Annotated in this window: 14 protein-coding genes and 3 pseudogenes; 12 read left to right on the forward strand and 5 right to left on the reverse strand. The window is 50.7% G+C overall.

The window, feature by feature from the left end; genetic code table 11:
- Positions 1 to 122: 122 nt before the first annotated feature.
- Genes yihX through fabY form a run of 4 tightly spaced genes read left to right on the forward strand, consistent with a single transcriptional unit; the run spans position 123 to position 3,008 of the window.
- Entirely contained in the window at positions 123 to 722 is a 600-nt protein-coding gene (gene yihX, locus AACU94_RS21485; RefSeq protein ID WP_130223056.1) for a glucose-1-phosphatase, read from the forward strand.
- A complete protein-coding gene (locus tag AACU94_RS21490; RefSeq protein ID WP_000920721.1) occupies positions 716 to 1,588 on the forward strand; it encodes a virulence factor BrkB family protein in 873 nt (290 codons plus the stop codon). Before yihX ends, AACU94_RS21490 begins: the two co-directional genes overlap by 7 nt.
- Positions 1,585 to 2,022: a D-aminoacyl-tRNA deacylase gene (dtd, locus tag AACU94_RS21495; RefSeq protein WP_000560983.1), complete on the forward strand. Its 438-nt coding sequence runs from the start codon at positions 1,585 to 1,587 to the stop codon at positions 2,020 to 2,022. The genes AACU94_RS21490 and dtd overlap by 4 nt, the downstream gene beginning before the upstream one ends.
- Positions 2,023 to 2,066: 44 nt before the next feature.
- Positions 2,067 to 3,008 carry a fatty acid biosynthesis protein FabY gene (gene fabY, locus AACU94_RS21500; RefSeq protein WP_001297068.1) on the forward strand — a complete coding sequence of 314 codons (942 nt, stop codon included), beginning with the start codon at positions 2,067 to 2,069 and terminating at the stop codon, positions 3,006 to 3,008.
- A gap of 63 nt (positions 3,009 to 3,071) precedes the next feature.
- Here the strand turns inward: fabY and AACU94_RS21505 are convergent, their stop codons facing one another.
- Positions 3,072 to 3,980, reverse strand: a complete 909-nt coding sequence (locus AACU94_RS21505; RefSeq protein WP_135488577.1) for an alpha/beta hydrolase — start codon at positions 3,978 to 3,980, stop codon at positions 3,072 to 3,074.
- A 228-nt stretch (positions 3,981 to 4,208) separates the two neighbouring features.
- Here AACU94_RS21505 and AACU94_RS21510 point away from each other — a divergent pair, with 228 nt between their 5' ends.
- The 5 genes from AACU94_RS21510 to AACU94_RS21530 all read left to right on the forward strand — a co-directional run bounded on the left by AACU94_RS21510 (position 4,209) and on the right by AACU94_RS21530 (position 6,937).
- Entirely contained in the window at positions 4,209 to 4,520 is a 312-nt protein-coding gene (locus AACU94_RS21510; RefSeq protein ID WP_130258786.1) for a type II toxin-antitoxin system RelE/ParE family toxin, read from the forward strand.
- Positions 4,521 to 4,811: a NadS family protein gene (gene nadS / locus AACU94_RS21515; RefSeq protein WP_135408300.1), complete on the forward strand. Its 291-nt coding sequence runs from the start codon at positions 4,521 to 4,523 to the stop codon at positions 4,809 to 4,811.
- A gap of 1,063 nt (positions 4,812 to 5,874) precedes the next feature.
- The gene (locus AACU94_RS21520) at positions 5,875 to 6,093 is read left to right on the forward strand and encodes a ribbon-helix-helix domain-containing protein (RefSeq protein ID WP_135488578.1); all 219 of its coding nucleotides are present in this window, start codon (positions 5,875 to 5,877) and stop codon (positions 6,091 to 6,093) included.
- Positions 6,094 to 6,320: 227 nt separating this feature from the next.
- Positions 6,321 to 6,563 (forward strand): ribbon-helix-helix domain-containing protein, encoded by a 243-nt coding sequence (locus AACU94_RS21525; protein ID WP_130216196.1) that lies wholly within the window; start codon positions 6,321 to 6,323, stop codon positions 6,561 to 6,563.
- Positions 6,563 to 6,937: a type II toxin-antitoxin system VapC family toxin gene (locus tag AACU94_RS21530; RefSeq protein WP_001129490.1), complete on the forward strand. Its 375-nt coding sequence runs from the start codon at positions 6,563 to 6,565 to the stop codon at positions 6,935 to 6,937. Before AACU94_RS21525 ends, AACU94_RS21530 begins: the two co-directional genes overlap by 1 nt.
- Before the next feature lie 36 nt (positions 6,938 to 6,973).
- Here the strand turns inward: AACU94_RS21530 and fdhE are convergent, their stop codons facing one another.
- The 4 genes and pseudogenes from fdhE to fdnG all read right to left on the reverse strand — a co-directional run bounded on the left by fdhE (position 6,974) and on the right by fdnG (position 12,497).
- Positions 6,974 to 7,903: a formate dehydrogenase accessory protein FdhE gene (gene fdhE / locus AACU94_RS21535; protein WP_000027708.1), complete on the reverse strand. Its 930-nt coding sequence runs from the start codon at positions 7,901 to 7,903 to the stop codon at positions 6,974 to 6,976.
- Positions 7,900 to 8,534: pseudogene (gene fdoI / locus AACU94_RS21540) on the reverse strand (formate dehydrogenase cytochrome b556 subunit). The gene fdhE and the pseudogene fdoI overlap by 4 nt, the downstream one beginning before the upstream one ends.
- Positions 8,531 to 9,433, reverse strand: a complete 903-nt coding sequence (gene fdoH / locus AACU94_RS21545) for a formate dehydrogenase O subunit beta (protein ID WP_000331381.1) — start codon at positions 9,431 to 9,433, stop codon at positions 8,531 to 8,533. Before fdoH ends, fdoI begins: the two are co-directional and overlap by 4 nt.
- A gap of 12 nt (positions 9,434 to 9,445) precedes the next feature.
- Positions 9,446 to 12,497: pseudogene (gene fdnG, locus AACU94_RS21550) on the reverse strand (formate dehydrogenase-N subunit alpha).
- A gap of 193 nt (positions 12,498 to 12,690) precedes the next feature.
- On the opposite strand from fdnG, the gene fdhD reads away from it, so the two are divergent.
- From fdhD to AACU94_RS21565, 3 genes and pseudogenes are all read left to right on the forward strand, one after another.
- Positions 12,691 to 13,527, forward strand: coding sequence for a formate dehydrogenase accessory sulfurtransferase FdhD (gene fdhD / locus AACU94_RS21555; RefSeq protein WP_135488580.1), 837 nt, complete (start codon positions 12,691 to 12,693; stop codon positions 13,525 to 13,527).
- Positions 13,528 to 13,837: 310 nt separating this feature from the next.
- Positions 13,838 to 15,672, forward strand: a pseudogene (locus tag AACU94_RS21560) (ATP-binding protein).
- A 1-nt stretch (position 15,673) separates the two neighbouring features.
- Positions 15,674 to 17,980, forward strand: a complete 2,307-nt coding sequence (locus AACU94_RS21565) for a hypothetical protein (RefSeq protein WP_135488581.1) — start codon at positions 15,674 to 15,676, stop codon at positions 17,978 to 17,980.
- Positions 17,981 to 17,984: the final 4 nt, after the last annotated feature.

Below are 17,984 nucleotides of genomic sequence, written 5' to 3' on the forward strand. Positions count from 1 at the left end.
AAAGCCAGTGAAATTACTCTGCTTTTTCGCAATCAGCATCACAAGATTACCCTTATTGCCACATAGCCAAACCCATCCTTTCCCGCTACAGTTAATTTCTTGTGGCGAGAAAGGAGGCAAAAATGCTCTATATCTTTGATTTAGGTAATGTGATTGTCGATATCGACTTTAACCGTGTGCTGGGAACCTGGAGCGATTTAACGCGTATTCCGCTGGCATCGCTTAAGAAGAGTTTTCATATGGGGGAGGCTTTTCATCAGCATGAGCGCGGGGAAATTAGCGACGAAGCGTTCGCAGAGGCGATGTGCCATGAGATGGCTCTACCGCTAAGCTACGAGCAGTTCTCCCACGGCTGGCAGGCGGTGTTTGTCGCGCTGCGCCCGGAAGTGATCGCCATCATGCATAAACTGCGTGAGCAGGGGCATCGCGTGGTGGTGCTTTCCAATACCAACCGCCTGCATACTACCTTCTGGCCGGAGGAATACCCGGAAATCCGTGATGCTGCTGACCATATCTATCTTTCGCAAGATCTGGGCATGCGCAAACCTGAAGCACGAATTTACCAGCATGTTTTGCAGGCAGAAGGTTTTTCACCAGACGATACGGTCTTTTTCGACGATAACGCCGATAATATAGAAGGAGCAAATCAGCTAGGCATTACCAGTATTCTGGTGAAAGATAAAACCACCATCCCGGACTATTTCGCGAAGGTGTTATGCTAAAAACCATCCATGAAAAAGCCAGGCATCGTACCCGTCCGCTATGGGCCTGGCTGAAACTACTCTGGCAACGCATTAATGAGGACAACATGACCACCCTGGCAGGTAATCTTGCCTATGTGTCGTTGCTCTCATTAGTGCCGCTGGTTGCCGTTGTTTTTGCACTTTTCGCCGCTTTTCCCATGTTTTCCGACGTCAGCATTCAGTTGCGTCACTTTATTTTTGCCAACTTTCTGCCTGCCACTGGCGACGTTATCCAGCAATATATTGAACAGTTTGTTGCCAATTCCAACAAGATGACCGCTGTCGGGGCATGTGGCCTGATCGTCACGGCGTTATTGTTGATGTATTCCATTGATAGTGCATTGAATGCCATCTGGCGAAGTAAACGGGTACGGCCAAAAATTTACTCGTTTGCTGTGTACTGGATGATTTTAACGCTGGGGCCGCTGCTGGCAGGGGCCAGTCTGGCGATCAGTTCCTATCTGCTCTCCCTGCGTTGGGCGAGCGATCTCAATACTGTCATCGACAATGTGCTGCGTATTTTTCCGCTGCTGTTGTCGTGGATCTCCTTTTGGTTGCTTTACAGCATCGTTCCCACCATCCGCGTACCGAATCGTGATGCTATTGTCGGCGCGTTTGTCGCCGCACTCCTGTTCGAAGCAGGAAAGAAAGGTTTCGCGCTTTATATCACCATGTTCCCGTCATATCAGCTCATTTACGGCGTGCTGGCGGTGATACCCATTCTCTTTGTCTGGGTCTACTGGACATGGTGTATCGTCTTGCTTGGCGCGGAAATTACTGTCACTCTCGGGGAATACCGCAAACTAAAACAAGCAGCTGAACAAGAAGAAGACGACGAACCATGATTGCATTAATTCAACGCGTAACCCGTGCCAGCGTCACCGTGGAGGGAGAAGTGACGGGCGAAATTGGCGCGGGACTTTTGGTGTTATTGGGTGTCGAAAAGGATGACGACGAACAGAAAGCAAACCGTCTGTGCGAGCGTGTGCTCGGCTACCGCATCTTCAGCGATGCCGAAGGCAAGATGAATCTCAACGTGCAACAGGCGGGCGGTAGTGTGCTGGTAGTTTCCCAGTTTACCCTCGCCGCAGATACCGAACGGGGGATGCGCCCAAGTTTCTCCAAAGGCGCATCACCGGATCGCGCAGAGGCGTTATATGACTATTTCGTCGAACGCTGCCGTCAACAAGAGATGAACACGCAAACAGGACGCTTCGCTGCGGATATGCAGGTATCGCTGGTCAATGATGGTCCCGTGACATTCTGGTTGCAGGTATGAGCCAGCTTCCAGGGGTGTCACGGGAAACAAGAGAGAGTATCGCTATGTATCACCTTCGGGTTCCACAAACAGAAGAAGAATTAGAGCGCTACTATCAGTTCCGCTGGGAGATGTTGCGTAAGCCCCTGCATCAACCAAAAGGTTCGGAACGCGACGCGTGGGATGCGATGGCGCATCACCAGATGGTCGTCGACGAGCAGGGTAATCTGGTGGCAGTAGGGCGGCTGTATATTAATGCCGATAACGAAGCGTCCATTCGCTTTATGGCCGTTCATCCCGACGTGCAGGACAAAGGGCTGGGAACGCTGATGGCGATGACCCTGGAGTCGGTAGCGCGCCAGGAAGGCGTTAAGCGCGTGACCTGCAGCGCCCGTGAAGACGCGGTGGAGTTTTTTGCCAAACTGGGGTTTGTTAATCAGGGAGAGATCACCACGCCAACCACCACGCCGATTCGCCATTTTTTGATGATTAAACCCGTCGCCACTCTGGATGACATTCTGCATCGCGGCGACTGGTGCGCGCAGTTGCAACAAGCGTGGTATGAACACATCCCGCTTAGTGAAAAAATGGGCGTGCGCATTCAGCAATATACCGGGCAAAAATTTATCACCACCATGCCGGAAACCGGCAATCAGAATCCGCATCATACGCTGTTTGCCGGGAGTTTATTCTCGCTGGCAACGCTTACCGGTTGGGGGCTAATCTGGTTGATGCTGCGCGAACGCCATCTCGGTGGAACGATTATTCTGGCGGATGCGCATATCCGCTACAGCAAGCCGATTAGCGGTAAACCTCATGCGGTAGCCGACCTCGGTGCCTTAAGCGGCGATCTTGACCGTCTGGCGCGCGGACGAAAAGCACGGGTACAGATGCAGGTCGAAATCTTTGGCGACGAGACGCCGGGGGCAGTGTTTGAAGGCACGTATATCGTTCTGCCCGCGAAGCCATTTGGCCCGTATGAAGAGGGCGGGAACGAAGAAGAGTAGGGGCGTTTTACTTGACTGAAAAGGTTTTCAATCTGAAAACCTTTTCAGGGCCCAGGTCCGAAGTTACCCTCCCGCTCTCCAGGCAACATCCCGTAGTGCCGATCGCGCGGCCTCACTGATACCACCTAACTGAAAAAATCCGTGGATAACGCCAGGGTAGCGTTGGCAGGTACATTGCACTCCTTGCTCGGTCATGTGGTGATACAACGCTTCGCCTTCATCACAAAGCGGATCATATTCTGCGGTAATGATATGAACAGTCGGCAAGCCATTAAAATCATCGCGCCATAGAGGACTGGCTTCAGGATGCTTGCGATCAATATCTGGCAGGTACATCTCAAAGCCGCTCAGTAGAGTATCGCGTGTAATGATGTAATCGTGACCATTGCGTATGTAGCTTTCGAAATGCGCAGTCGCATCAAGCATGGGATAAATTAAGATGAGTTGTGCTGGTTGCCACTCGCCAGCACGCTTTAATCGCAAAGCAGTTACCAGCGCCAGATGTCCGCCCGCACTGTCACCGGCAAGAGTTATCCGTTGTTTATCAACGCCGAGTCGTTCGGCGTGTTGCCAGACTAATTCTGCACCTTGTTGCGCATCATCATGGGCGGCGGGGAAAGTATGTTCCGGTGCCAGCCGATACTGGACGGTAATAACACGACATTGCCCGTAATAGGCTAACTGGCGCAGCTGGTTGTCGTGAGTTGCGAACCCGCCGCTAACAAAACAGCCACCGTAGTAATAAATTATCGTCGGGAGTAATGTCGGGGCATTCAGCGGTGACACTATTCGTAAGGTCATCCCTTCAAGTTCGATAGTCTGAATATCTACCCGCGTTTCTGTCTCACCCGCAAGGACAGCGCTGGCGATATAGCCCTCCCTGCGCTGCGCAATACTTTGTTGACGCGATGAGGGGCGACCCGCAGCGATAAATTCTTCGACTAACTCTGCAATTCCTTTTTCCAGTGTCATAGTAGAACTCATTTTGCTGTATGAATGTACAGTTTTATACACCCGTTTTTGCTGGATGGATACAGGGAAATTCACGGGCGTGAAAAAGCTGGAAAGCGCCTCGCAAATGTAAAGACAAACCCGGCAGAGACATGGTTTTGCTGGAGCACTATCAGTAAGCTAGTGGTTTCAAGGGTACGTCAATGACGTGCAAAAAGGATTATTACTCTAAGCCAATGGCGTATAGTTATACTCTTCATCGAAACGGAAATTTTTACTGAAGATGTTCAAAAACTGCTGAACGACGATGAATTCAGTCGTTTTCAGTTTTTCCTGGCCTTGAATCCTGACTATGGTGAGGTAATACCTGAAACTGGTGGGTTAAGAAAGGTTCGATGGGTGGCAGGAGGAAAGGGGAAACGTGCTGGAGTCAGGGTTATTTACTTTCATCAGGTTAAACGTTATGAGATCAGATTGCTGCTTATTTATCGTAAGGGTATTAAAGATGATCTGTCTCCCCAGGAAAAAGCAATGCTCCGGTTGTTAAATACGAGGTGGTAAATGGATAAGGCACTTTTTGAGCGGTTGACTCACAGCATGACCCAGATGAATGAAATTATTGAAGGAACGCGACAGCCTTCACGGACTTTTGAAATTGATGCTATGAAAATCAAAGAAATACGCCGCGCTTCAGGGTTGTCACAATCTAAATTTGCCGATCTTATTTCCGTAAGCGTAGACACGTTGCGTAACTGGGAGCAGGGGCGGCGTTCACCGACCGGGCCTGCAAAGGCTTTGCTGCGAGCGATTGCCAATGATCCGCAACATGTGCTGCAAGCACTTAACCGTTAGAGGCATGGTTATGCCATACAGAAAGCACCAGCATTCAGAACTCCTATGAAAGCGGCATAGTGCCGCCTGCTCAGGAGTTTTGCTATGACCCGTAATCGTGCTGAACGTCGCCATCATATGGCGCGATTAAAAAAAATCCGCTGTCGTTATCGCACTGCAGGCGATGGAAGCAAAAAAGCATCAGGTGTTTGCTTTCGTACTCCCTGTATTTGTTCTTGTTGGATGTGTGGGCATCGACGCTATCATAATGGTCCCCGCGTATCGGAAATTCGTGCAAAAGCACGCTATGCGAATTAAGGGAAAATGATGAACTATTTTAAGGAAGCACATTTTTAGAACTCTCAACAGGAGACTAAAAATGTCCACCTTTAATACGCGTAAAGATAGGGATCGTAATGGTAAAGCGAAGCCGCATAAGCATTCAGGGATCCCAACACTGACAGGTAAATGGCGTCACCCTTCAATGGATTGTTGGGTAAACTACAGTATACCGGGCGATCATGAATGGAAGCGGCTCTATACTACGCTTCGCCGTCGCGCCGATGATCGACGCCAATGCTATAGAGTGATGCGGGGGGATGATCCGGACGGAATCGTTTGGTTCCCGGACTGTTATCCGCAAATTTACTACTACTAGCAATCAAAGACCAGTTGGTGGCAGCACTGACTGGTCTGCGATGGATGATAAATTTTACCTTAAACCTGGTGCGGTAAAGACGCTGACTTTTTTCGGGTACACCATGCGAATAAGGCAACCGAAGACCCATGCAAAACAGATCAAAAAATAAATATTCTTGAATGTGATATATCATAAGAATTCATAGTTCATCCTTATTGTTTGTCTTTTTTCTGTGGGTGCGCCAGCATCTGATTAATAATAAATTATCCCGGACGATAGCTGAACCGTGTTTCAATAATAATTTAAATAAGTGCAACTGTTGCATTATTTCTGGAAAACGTCTCGCAAAAACAAAACAATATGAAAAAATCCGCTTTCGGTAATTAACTTTCTGGCGTAATTTTCGCACATACATTAATGAGTAATATATGTAAGGTGGTGGCAATGGCGATGAATACGGTTTTTCTTCATTTATCAGAAGAGGCAATTAAACGGCTGAATAAACTCAGGGGCTGGCGTAAGGTTTCACGATCTGCAATTTTACGCGAAGCGGTAGAGCAATATCTGGAGCGGCAGCAATTTCCGGTGCGTAAGGCAAAAGGCGGCAGGAAAAGGGACGAGGCAGTTGGTGTTGAAGAACTATGTAAGCAGCATAAGGAATGACAAAAAGATTTTTTCATTCTTGAATATAAAAACAAAAAGCCAGATGCTCTTATTCTGGCATTAACACAAGGCTGTTTTACCTGAACTTATAATAACTGCAACTGTTACATCATATCTGGAAAACGCCTCGCAAAAATAAAAAGTGATGCGTAAATGAGCTTTCTTTAAAGGTTTTGCAAGAGTATTTTGCTCATCATGCATTCAAAAATGATATACTGGAGGTATATATGAGCGCTATGGCAGGTATGGATATGGGCAGAATTTTACTCGATTTATCCGATGAGGTGATTAAGCGACTTGATGATCTCAAAGTGCAGCGCAATCTTCCTCGCGCAGAGCTGTTACGAGAAGCGGTAGATCAATATCTGGAAAATCAATCGAAAACGACAATATCCAGTGCTCTTGGTATCTGGCAAGGGTGTGATGAAGATGGTGTCGAATATCAGCGTAAGCTGCGCGAGGAATGGTAATGGCAAAAAGAACTGCGCTTTTTGATACCAATATCCTTATCGATTTGTTCAGCGGACGAATTGAGGCAAAACAGGCACTGGAGGCATGGCCCCTACAGAATGCGATTAGTCTGGTCACCTGGATGGAGGTGCTAGTTGGCGCTAAAAAATATGATCAAGAACATCGCACACGGATTGCAATGAGTGCGTTTAACGTTATTGGGATTTCGCAGGATATCGCGGAACGAAGCGTTGCTTTAAGGCAGGAGTATAGAATGAAACTTCCAGATGCCATTATTCTGGCAACAGCACAGATTTATGGCTTTGAACTAGTAACGCGAAATACGAGAGATTTTGCGGGAATAGCAGGTGTCGTCACACCTTATGAGCTGTAATCCGGGCGACCTGCGCCACCCGGAAAACGTCAGAGATTACTCCCCTTCACCCGGAAACAGGAACGGGTTGATGGAACTACGGGCGTAGCCTTCTTGCTCCATTCGCGCGTCCAGGACCAGAGAGGCGAGGTCATCTGCCACGGCTTCAACTTTCGGTTCTTTTTCCTGATAAAGAATCTTCAGGTAAGTGCCGCAGTCATCGCAGCTTTCGGCTTTAATCGCGGCCTGTTCGTCATCCAGCGACCAGTAATGCAGTTTGCCGCTCTGTTCACAGTTGCTGCATTTTACGCGCACTACGTGCCATTCGGTTTCACACAGGTTGCAGTGCAGGTAACGCAGACCCTGAGTGGTGCCAATTTGCACCATGCTGGACACCGGCATAGAACCACATACCGGGCAATATTGACGTTGTTCGCCGTATTCAGCGCGGGCCTTGCCGGGAATCAGATTGGCCATCTGCGCCCAGTAGAGCGACAGTGCAGCCCAGATAAACGGCGCTTTATCGCTGCTGACGGACGAGAAATCAGAGGCAAACAGTGCGCTGGCCATATCTTCCAGCTCCTGGGTCGATGCCTTCTCCAGATTCTCAATCACTGCCAGCGCCGGGCCGCTCATTTCAGGTTTCAGCTCAGCAATCAGCGCCATCAGCAGCTTTTGCCAGTGCTTATCACGCGGCAGAACGTGAATATCCAGCGGGGGCTTGCCCTGTGCGCTGGCTTCTTTAATGCGTGCAGTCAGATCCATCTCCAGCGGATGGTCGTACAGCACCACTTCCTGGGCGTGGGCGATAAGCGCAGCAAAGCGCAGGTAATCACCCAGCGGATTATTTTCTGCCAGCTCGCGCAGACGCTCGGCGCGGCGGTTGTATAAATTTTTGAGCCGAGGGAACAATAACGGCGGAATCATATCCGCCGTACGTTTCTCGCTCGAACCCAGCTCATCTTGCGGGATTATGCGAATACTCATTCAGCTTTCTTTTCCGTTGTCTTGTGGACCTCACGGTACCAGCGCGGGTGATGTTTCTTCGCCCAGGCGCTGGTAACCCATCCTTCCACCATGGCGGTAATCGTGCCTTTCACCCAAAGGGCGGCGTAGATATGCACCATGATAACCACAATTAACGCCACTGCGGCAAATGAATGCAGCATTAACGCGAATCGGATCACCGGGATTGAGAAAGCAGGCGCAAAATAAGGACGCCAGATAATCACGCCGCTCACCAGCAGCAGAACCAGGAAAATAATCGCCGCCCAGAAAACGCATTTCTGACCGAAGTTATACGCCCGGTGTCACCTACTTCCTCGTTGACGACGATCTTACGAATATTCTTTGCCCAAAAGATATCATCCCGATTGATTAGGTTGTGATGCCAGTAACGGAAAAACATGATGATGAACGAGGCAAACATAACCACGCCGACAAACGGGTGCAGAATTCGCGCCAGCTGCGGTGTGCCCATGATTTGCATCAACCAGTTGAAGGACGGGAACAAAAAGCCCAGCCCGCTCACCGCCGCCAGGATGAAGCAGAAGGCGGTGATCCAGTGGTTGATACGTTCCGGCGCGGTGTAGCGCACGATGGTGTCACGTCGTTTCATTTGCGCTCCTCGTCTTTCTCTTCGTGCAGATTGTTCTCTTCCTCATCCGCACGGTTCGGACCGACACCCACGTAGTGGAAGATACTGGCCGCAAAGGTAGCCGCAAAGCCAACAGCCGCGAGCGGTTTCCAGATGCCTTTCCAGAATTTCACGGTTTGGCTGATTTCCGGGTTCTCCGGCAAGCCATGATACAGATTTGGCTTGTCAGCATGGTGCAGCACGTACATGACGTGTGTACCACCAACGCCTGCCGGATCGTACAGACCCGCATTGTCGTAACCACGGGTTTTCAGCTCAGCCACGCGCTCGCTCGCCAGCGTTTTCATCGACTCTTTCGTACCGAAGTGAATCGCACCCGTCGGGCAGGTTTTCACGCAGGCCGGTTCTTGCCCAACCACCACGCGGTCAACGCACAGCGTACATTTGTAGACGCGGTTGTCTTCCGGGTTGAGGCGCGGAATATCGAACGGGCAGCCCGCAATGCAATAACCGCAGCCAATGCACTGCTCGGACTGGAAGTCGACGATACCGTTGGCATACTGAATAATTGCCCCTTCCGCCGGGCACGCTTTCAGGCAGCCTGGATCGGAACAGTGCATACAGCCGTCTTTGCGGATCAGCCATTCCAGTTTGTCGTTCTGCTCCACTTCCGAGAAGCGCATTACCGTCCACGATTTGGCGCTTAAATCATTGGGGTTGTCGTACACCCCAATGTTATTGCCGACGGTATCGCGAATGTCGTTCCACTCTGAACACGCCACCTGACAGGCTTTACAGCCGATGCAGGTGGTGACGTCGATGAGTTTCGCCACTTCTTCCTGGAAGTCCCGCGCCTGAGGCGCGGGGGTCAGACCGTTAGTCGCGGAGCGACGAATAATGTCTTGCGATTGATAAGCCATATGTCGTCTCCGTTATACCTTTTCCACATTCACAAGGAAGGACTTAAACTCTGGCGTCTGCGTGTTCGCATCACCAACGAATGGCGTTAACGTATTGGCAATAAAGCCTTTTTTCGCAACACCTTCATAGCCCCAGTGAATCGGAATACCGATGGTATCGATATCTTTGCCGTTCGCTTTCAGTGTGCGAATACGTTTGGTCACCACCGCTTTGGCTTTGATATAGCCACGGTTGGAGGAGACTTTCACGGTATCGCCCTGGGCAATGCCAAGTTTATTCGCCAGCGACTCCCCGATTTCCACAAACTGCTCTGGTTGCAAAATCGCGTTCAACAGCGCGTGTTTGGTCCAGTAGTGGAAGTGCTCGGTCAGACGATAGGTGGTTCCGACATACGGGAACTTATCGGCTTTACCCAATGCTTCGGCGTCGTCTTTAAAGATACGTGCAGCCGGGTTCGAGATAACGTTTGGATGCAGCGGGTTAGTCCCCAGCGGCGTTTCAAACGGCTCGTAGTGTTCCGGGAACGGACCTTCCGCCATCTTATCGAGGGCAAACAGACGCCCCAAGCCTTCCTGCTGCATGATAAACGGCCCGACGCCACTGCCCGGAGGTGCTGCGCTGTAGTCCGGAATATCCCAGCCGGTCCACTTAGTGCCGTCCCATTTCAGCAACTGACGCTTCGGATCCCACGGGTTACCCTGCGGGTCTGCGGAGGCGCGGTTATACAGGATGCGGCGGTTAAGCGGCCATGCCCATGCCCAGCCCAGCGTGTTACCGAGGCCAGACGGATCGGCGTTATCACGACGCGCCATCTGGTTGCCTTCTGGCGTCCAGCTACCGGCGAAAATCCAGCAGCCACAGGAGGTCGTACCGTCATCGCGCAGTTGGGCGAACGAGCTAAGTTGTTGGCCTTTCTTGACGATAACCGCACCGGTTGCCGGATCGGTAATATCGGCCAGCGCCTTACCGTTACTCTCCATCGCTACTTCTTCTGAAGATGGCTCATGCGGAATGGCGTAGTTCCAGGTCATGTTCAGCACCTGGTCCGGGTTCGCGCCACCCTGTTCGGCATACATCTTGCGCAAGCGCAGGAAGATACCGGAGAGGATCTCGCCGTCAGTCAGCGCAATCCCCGGGGCGTCCGCACCTTTCCAGTGCCACTGCAACCAGCGACCTGAGTTAACGATTGAACCGTTCTCTTCCGCGAAGCAGGTCGATGGCAGACGGAACACTTCGGTCTGGATCTTCGACGAGTCAACTTCGTTCAGCTCACCGTGGTTCTGCCAGAAGTTAGAGGTTTCAGTGTTCAGCGGGTCGATGGTGACGAGGAACTTCAGTTTCGACAGACAACCGATCACTTTGTTTTTGTTCGGGAATGAGGCAACCGGGTTAAAGCCCTGGCAGATATAGCCATTGACCTTGCCCTCTTTCATCATCTCGAAGTATTGCAGGACGTCGTAGCCTTTATCCCACTTCGGCAACCAGTCAAAGCCCCAGCTATTTTCCGCCGTTGCTTTATCGCCAAAGAAGGCCTTCATCATGGAGACGAAGAATTTCGGGTAGTTGCTCCAGTAGTTAACCTGTCCTTCCAGCAGCGGTTTCGGCGTGCTGGCGGCGAGGTAGGTTTGCAGATCGGTCTGCTTCTCGCTTGGCAGCGTCATGTAACCTGGCAGGCTCTGCGACAGCAGCCCCAGGTCCGTCAGCCCTTGAATGTTGGAGTGACCGCGCAGGGCGTTAACGCCGCCGCCTGCCATCCCCATGTTGCCGAGCAGCAGCTGGATCATCGCCATCGTACGAATGTTCTGCGCACCAACGGAGTGTTGCGTCCAGCCGAGCGCGTAGAGGAACGAGGCGGTTTTATCGTGAGCACTGGTTTCTGCGATGTATTCGCAGACTTTCAGGAACGCGTCTTTTGGCGTACCACAGATGTTTTCAACCACATCTGGCGTGTAGCGGGAAACGTGCTGTTTCAGCAAGTTCCACACGCAGCGCGGATGTTGCAGCGTGGTATCGCGTTTGGCGAAGCCGTTTTCGTCCAGTTCGTAGGTCCAGCTGGATTTATCGTACTTGCGTTTTTCCGCGTCGTAGCCGGTGAACAGGCCATCTTCAAAGCCGTAATCCTCACGCACGATAAGGCTAGCGTTGGTATAGGCTTCGGTGTATTCGCGGTTGAATTTTTCATTGTTCAGCAGGTACAGCAATACGCCTGACAGGAAAGCAATGTCAGTACCGGAACGAATAGGAGCATAGTAGTCAGCCACCGCCGCCGTACGCGTAAAGCGAGGATCGATCACAATCAGCTTCGCGCCGTTGTGAATTTTGGCTTCCATCGCCCAGCGGAACCCGACCGGGTGAGCTTCAGCGGCGTTACCGCCCATCACCACGACGAGGTTGGCGTTCTTGATGTCGACCCAGTGGTTGGTCATCGCACCGCGACCAAATGTTGGAGCAAGACTTGCTACCGTTGGTCCGTGTCAGACACGCGCCTGGTTGTCGACCGCGAGCATACCCAGCGCGCGGGAGAATTTTTGCGTTAAATAGCCGGTTTCGTTACTCGACGCGGAAGCACACAGCATCCCGGTGGAGAGCCAGCGGTTAACAGTCACGCCGTTCGGCGTTTTGCGCAATGTAGTTAGCATCGCGGTCTTCTTTCATCAGTTTGGCGATGCGATCAAACGCCTCTTCCCAACTGATTTGCTGCCATTTATCAGAACCTGGCGCACGGTATTCCGGAAACTTCAGACGGCTTTCGGAGTGGATGAAATCCACCAGGCCAGCGCCTTTCGGACAAAGTGCACCGCGGTTGACCGGGTGATCCGGATCGCCTTCGATATGGAAGATAGATGCTTTGGCGTTTTTTGCTCCGTCACCGAGGCTGTACATCAACAGCCCACAGCCTACGGAACAATAGGTGCAGGTATTACGGGTTTCGCGGGTGCGCAGCAGTTTATACTGCCGGGTTTCCGCGAGTGCTACGCTGGGTGCAAAACCCAGTGCCGCTGCCGTGGTGCCTGCCATACCGCCAGCGCAGATCTTAAAGAACTGCCTTCTGCTGACCTGCATGGATTGCTCCTTGTTTCGACATTGTCACGTCCCATTTACATTCGCTTGCTGAGTGTGCAGGGAGTGGGAGTTATTTTTCTTTGCGGAAGGGGCCGCAAAGGTCCAGAATTGGCTCAATTTCCCTCCATCCAGGAAGGGTTTGTAACAGAATACCATAATGTTGGTGTGTGTGTTCTTATCTGGTTAATATAAAGTGAAAAAAACACGACAAAAAGAAGTCAAAAATGTGACAAATGTCACAGGCGTTAGCCAAATTGAGTTATGGCGTCGTGACGATTTACAACACCCACGGTTAGATGAGGTGGCGGAAGAAGTTCCCGTTGCGCTGGTGTACAACGGTATTTCGCATGTGGTGATGATGGCATCGCCCAAAGACCTTGAACTGTTTGCGCTCGGTTTTTCGCTTTCCGAAGGAATTATCGAAAGCCCACGCGATATCTTCGGCATGGATGTTGTTCCTTCCTGTAACGGTCTGGAAGTGCAAATTGAGCTGTCCAGCCGCCGTTTTATGGGGCTTAAAGAGCGCCGCCGCGCGCTGGCCGGGCGCACGGGCTGTGGCGTATGCGGCGTGGAGCAACTTAATGACATCGGTAAACCGGTGCAGCCGCTGCCGTTCACTCAGACATTTGATCTCAACAAACTGGATGATGCGTTGCGCCAACTCACCGACTTCCAGCCAGTGGGGCTACTGACCGGTTGTACCCACGCCGCAGCCTGGATGTTGCCATCTGGCGAACTGGCAGGCGGGCATGAAGACGTGGGCCGCCATGTGGCGCTGGATAAACTGTTAGGCCGCCGGGCGCAAGAAGGTGAAAGCTGGCAGCAAGGTGCGGTGCTGGTTTCCAGCCGTGCCAGTTATGAAATGGTGCAAAAGTCGGCGATGTGCGGCGTAGAGATTTTGTTTGCGGTGTCTGCCGCGACCACGCTTGCTGTAGAAGTGGCTGAACGCTGTAATTTGACGCTGGTGGGCTTTTGTAAGCCGGGGCGGGCAACGGTTTATACCCATCCGCAGCGTTTGATTCATAATTAAAGAAATACCGCAATTCTGATTCTGGATTGCGGTTTTATTTTTCTATTAAATAATCCTCAATATATTATTCAGCATTCAAATAATAATTTCATCACAAGAAATTATCTCGTTAACTCCGATTTATATCGATATACTCCAGTCGCATTAATCCTTTAAGAATTAATCATTATTTATATAAGACATTTTGTTTTAATCATCGCATCAATAAATAAATGTTTCCGATGCGTGAATGAAAATAACAAACCTTGCACCGGTTGTAAAAACAGCAATGTATTTTCAATAGTAGGTGATGGATTATGAGTATTGAAAAATGAGTACATTACAGTTACCTGGCAGTTCATATTCTACAGAAGTTAATTTAAACGGCTTAATTGAGGTGCTCAGCAAGCATCTTTACTCCACTCCCGTGGTTGCCGTGCGCGAGCTGGTGCAGAACGGCCATGATGCGATTGTGCGCCGCAGGATTGAGCAGCCCGATGCGCCAAAGGATAACCAAATTCGTGTGGTGGCTGACGTGGCGAAGTCCACTATCACTATTACCGATACCGGTGCGGGACTGACAGAAAGCGAAATTCACGGCTTCCTGGCTACAGTGGGCGTGGGTTATACCCGAATGTTGCGTCAGCAGGATGACAACACCGGTTTAATTGGTATGTTCGGCCTCGGTTTTTTGTCGGCCTTTGTACTGGCAAAAGAGGTCACGGTGTTGACCACATCCTGGCAAACGCCGGATCAGAGCTGGAAATACCACTCTACCGACGGGCAAAATATACCGTTACGCCGCATCAGTCCTCGGAAACGGGAACGCAGGTGATTCTGACGCTCAAGGAAGAGTACAGCCATCTGGCGAGTAATAATTTGTTGAACCGCGTTCTTTCCCGCTACTGCATATTGCTGCACGAACCAGTCTATGTCGGCGATGCCAGCGAGCCGGTAAATAAACTTCAACCACCGTGGCGTGAAGTTGCTCCCGAAGGCGTAACCATACACCGCGCGCTGGTACAGCGTAAAAATCTCGCCTTTGCCGCCCAGTTTGAATCCTCCTTCGAACCGATTTGTACCATTCCGGTGGTGCCAGCGGGAATGAGCGACGCGGTTGGGATTTTATGGATTCAGGATGGCGCGACCTACGGCACCAGCGATAACCGCAACCTGTCGTTGTTTTTGCGCGGCATGTTACTGGATGATGAAGCGCGTGAGTTGTTACCGCCCTGGGCCGGATTTATTGGCGGCGTGATTGAGTCATCGAAACTGACGCCGACGGCAAGCAGGGAAGATCTCCAGCGGGATGAAACCTGGGTTGCGGTACAAGAGGCGTTAAAAGAGGCGCTGATCTCTGGTTTGTCCGATCTCGCACAAAATCAGCCAGAAATCTGGCGGCGTGTATTAATGCGCCACAACGAAGCGTTGCTGGGTGCGGCGTTGTGTGATGACCGTCTGTTTGATTTGCTCAAAGATCGCTTGCAGGTGCCAACGTCAAAAGGCGCGCTGCTGGCGAAGGATTTACGCGTTAATAACAGCATTCATATTCTGTTAAGCCGCGACGGCGGTTTTGAAGAGATGTTGTTCCACATTCTGCAACGGCCTGTAGCCCGTGGCGATCGCTATGCGGTGGTGCCATTTTTACGCCGTTGGGCGCTGTTATATCACTGCCGGATTATCGAAGTCGGTACGCAAACAGGTAATGAGCAGTTGTTCAGCCTGGCAGAATTACCTGAAGAGCAGGTGGCTTATCTGGAAGAGCATCTCTGCGATGGCGAGCAATTAATTATCTCCCGCTTCGAACCAGCGGTTTTACCGCTCGTGGTCACGCCAGACCGCGAAGCAGAATTAAAACAAATTCTCGAACAGGATGACGCAGATAAACGCATCAGTACCGCAGCGTTAATGCTGGCGCGGCAATTTACCTCGCAAATCCAAAAAACGAAAACCTCAAGTCTGTATATCAATCTTAATAACCCCTGTGTCATGCAACTGGTGACGGCCTTACAACAGCATCAGCAGCCAGCGGCAGCATTACGGTTATTAAAATCACTGAAAGTGATTTTGTGCTCCAGCGGTAATAAAGAACAGCAGTGGGATTTACACCAGGCACTGGAAGATTTTACTCAGGTTATTCCTGTCTTAATTAATCAAGGAAAATAAAATGGATACATGGGAGTGGTACAACAAATATAGTCAGGAGTTGCGCGATGCCGGGCAAGAATATATTCCGCAGCTTATTGATGATTTTTCAGAAAGTGTTTTGCACCTGCAAATAGAAAAATGCGATTCGCTATTGCCGGAAATGAAAGCGCTGAATCAAGTAGCTAAAAATCCGTGGCTGGAAATATTTATCGGTCACTGGGAGATGCGTCATCGCCTGACTAACTATGAAGAAGGCGAAAAAGTGCTGCCAGACGTGGTAGCGCTGTTTGAAAAAGCGCACCGGGAAGAGGCGAAGGATTGCCCGCAATCCATTTGCGTTACCCAGGATTTATCAGCCTGCTACGAAAATATCGATGGTCCAGGCTGGGCGAATGAACGCATGGCAGTATGTGAAGAAACCATTGCGCGCATTGATCCGACCTGGAGCTGCTTTATGTGTTTATCCTGCGAGTATGCCAGTGCACTGGTGGACTCCAACAAAACAGAAGAAGCGTTGGTTTATATCGACAGGCAAATCGAGGCGGTGAAAGCAGCGGGGAGTGAATATTTAGAAGCGCTGCTGGCAACACGCGCTGATATTTTGGTTGCCCTTCAGCGCTACGATGAAGCTCGTGAACTGATTGATGAACTGGCAAAAGAGAATGATTACTGGGGCCGTGATCGCATCAATTATCACCTCAAAAAACTGTACATTATGGCGTTATGCGGGCAGGACGAAGAAGTCTGGGAAGAATTACCGCGTTGGTCAGATCTGACCCCCTATTCATGGGGCATGTGGGTAAAGATTATTACCGTACTGCTTCCTCGCCATCCACAGAGAAACCACTGGCAGCTGGCGCGCATCATCCAGACAATGCTGGATCAACGTTCGCAGGCCGGGGCGCACCGCAAAGCGGTTGATCTGGCAAAACTGCAAATCACTCTGGCGCTGGAGCGTGAATCCGTCTGGGTGGCCAAAATGGCGATGAAACAGGCCCAACGGCACATGCCGAAATTACGTTCGTTAGTGGGCGTTGATCGCGAGTTTCTCGAACTTAGTGAAAAAATCGCCGCCAAAGAGGCGGAGTTGCTTGCTCGTCCGGTTGTAGAAGTACCTGAAAATAGCGATGAAGAAACGCAGCCAGATCCAGAAAAAGACGTAGAGATATTCCGTCGCGCTTATCTGAACACGCCAGATGATGCGGAATTGCTGGGCAAACTGGTCAATGCGTTAAACGCCTGTAATGCGATTAATGAGTCGATCGAACTTCTGCAACGCCACGTTGAAAGCCATCTTCAGGAAGATAACGGCCTTTGCTTCGATCTGCTGGATCTCTTGCTTAACCGTGGCGATCAGCAAGCGATCGAGCACCTGGCGAAGCTGTATGAACAGGCGGGTCTGCTACATATGGCACTGTGGTTCCGTGCGCGGGTGATCAACCAACAGGAAGACTGGAGTGAACTGGAGTCGATTGGGCAACAGTTGCTGGAAAACGAAAAAGGGCGTGAGTGGGTCGGCGTTTATCGTATGTGTTCCTGGGCAGCACAAAAACAGGAAGCCTGGGAGCGACAGCTGGATTATTTACAGCAATTGCAGCAACTGATGATTAGCCGTGAAGAAGATATTCGTAATCTCCAGTGGGATATCATGGCGACCGCCAGCATCTTACAACAGTGGGATTTGGTGCGTGCTATTGCTGCTGAACTGGAAATCGAACTCACAGAAGGCGAAGGTTTTATCGACGAAAAATGGGGGCTGCTAAACATTCGCTTCCGGGAAAATTACGAATACCGCTATTACTATGCTCAACGCATTGGGCCGGTAACAGCAAGGATTATAGAGCCGACTTACCGGACCGATTTCCCGCAACATGTTGATGAAATAGTGGTTTTCGATGCAGAAATGTTGAATACCCGACCTGAAGACGAAGAAGAGCAGAAGAATTTCACGCCACTTTATGGGTGTCTGAAAACCATTATCCCGACCGAGTACGGCGAGTCCTGGTTCTGCGAAGGTGTTATGCCTGGTGAAGAACAGTTTAATGCCTTCCGTGAGGCGCTCCGTGAACGAAACTGGTACTACTGGAGCAACAGTAATGATGACTATACGTTAACGGACAGTCATCAGGGTGAAGGCGCTGATCCGTTGCCTGCATTCTATTTTGTTATTAGCGCACCGCGTTCGATAGCCAAAGCTGATATCGACAAAACACTTAGCCAACTAACCGCTGACTGGGAACATCCGTTGTGCTGGTGGCGTCTTGCCAAAGAAGCCGGAGCGAATGAAGAGAAACATGCTGCTATTGCCGAGCGTTATGGGATGTAGTGCG

Origin of the sequence: Escherichia sp. E4702 (genome assembly GCF_963883545.1) — a bacterium.
Taxonomy (GTDB): Bacteria; Pseudomonadota; Gammaproteobacteria; order Enterobacterales; family Enterobacteriaceae; genus Escherichia.

Bases quoted from the DNA above. Each gene is read 5' to 3' on its own strand.
- AACU94_RS21490 (WP_000920721.1), top strand. From the start codon at position 716: ATGCTAAAAACCATCCATGAAAAAGCCAGGCATCGTACCCGTCCGCTA.
- fdoH (WP_000331381.1), bottom strand. From the start codon at position 9,433: ATGGCTTATCAATCGCAAGACATTATTCGTCGCTCCGCGACTAACGGT.
- yihX (WP_130223056.1), top strand. From the start codon at position 123: ATGCTCTATATCTTTGATTTAGGTAATGTGATTGTCGATATCGACTTT.
- fabY (WP_001297068.1), top strand. From the start codon at position 2,067: ATGTATCACCTTCGGGTTCCACAAACAGAAGAAGAATTAGAGCGCTAC.
- dtd (WP_000560983.1), top strand. From the start codon at position 1,585: ATGATTGCATTAATTCAACGCGTAACCCGTGCCAGCGTCACCGTGGAG.
- AACU94_RS21530 (WP_001129490.1), top strand. From the start codon at position 6,563: ATGGCAAAAAGAACTGCGCTTTTTGATACCAATATCCTTATCGATTTG.
- AACU94_RS21520 (WP_135488578.1), top strand. From the start codon at position 5,875: ATGGCGATGAATACGGTTTTTCTTCATTTATCAGAAGAGGCAATTAAA.
- nadS (WP_135408300.1), top strand. From the start codon at position 4,521: ATGGATAAGGCACTTTTTGAGCGGTTGACTCACAGCATGACCCAGATG.
- AACU94_RS21505 (WP_135488577.1), bottom strand. From the start codon at position 3,980: ATGACACTGGAAAAAGGAATTGCAGAGTTAGTCGAAGAATTTATCGCT.
- AACU94_RS21525 (WP_130216196.1), top strand. From the start codon at position 6,321: ATGAGCGCTATGGCAGGTATGGATATGGGCAGAATTTTACTCGATTTA.
- fdhE (WP_000027708.1), bottom strand. From the start codon at position 7,903: ATGAGTATTCGCATAATCCCGCAAGATGAGCTGGGTTCGAGCGAGAAA.
- AACU94_RS21565 (WP_135488581.1), top strand. From the start codon at position 15,674: ATGGATACATGGGAGTGGTACAACAAATATAGTCAGGAGTTGCGCGAT.